General features: G+C 72.3%; 1 pseudogene. It reads left to right on the forward strand.

Annotation, left to right across the window (positions count from 1 at the left end):
* Nucleotides 1–668, forward strand: a pseudogene (locus G3I65_RS32560) (hypothetical protein); the annotation flags it as partial.

The raw sequence follows: 668 nt of genomic DNA on the forward strand, positions 1-668 counted from the left end.
CAGGGCTTCGGCGCCCCCGGGTTCGGCGGCCCGCAGCAGCCCGGCTTCGGCGGGCAGCCGCAGCCGTTCGGCGCCGCTCCGGCGGGTGGCGGCAACGCCCTGTACGGCTACATCGCCGGCGGCGTCGTCGCGGTGCTTGGCCTGATCGCGCTGATCATCTCCTTCGGCTACATGGGCGACGCGAGCGACTACTCGAAGCTCTTCGACAGCGCGCCCAGCCAGGAAGCGATCAAGGACGTCCTCGACCGGCTCGGCATCATCGGCCCGGGGACCGTCTGGTTCTACGTGATCATGATCCTGGTGGCCTCGCTGCTGTCCCTCGCGGGCGGTGTCGGCCTTGCCCTCGCGGGCAAGCTGGGCGGCATCAAGAAGTTCGTCCCGATCGTGGTCGTCGCGGGCGGTGCGCTGCTCACGCTGTTCGCGCTGCTGCTCAAGATCGGCATGACGCCGAAGGCCGAAGCGCTCGCGCAGGTTTCGGCGTCCGCGAAGGACACCTTCGGCCTCGGGCTCCCGCCGCTGATCCTCGGCGTCCTCATCCTCATCGCGGGTGTGCTCGGCCTGATCCCGGCGACCGCGCAGTTCGTCGGCCTCGGCGGCGGCGGTGCCGCGCCGGCCGGGCCGCAGGGCTTCGGCGGTCCGCCCCAGGGCTTCGGCGGCCCGCAGCAGCC

Origin of the sequence: Amycolatopsis sp. SID8362, assembly GCF_010550475.1 — a bacterium.
GTDB lineage: Bacteria > Actinomycetota > Actinomycetes > Mycobacteriales > Pseudonocardiaceae > Amycolatopsis > Amycolatopsis eburnea.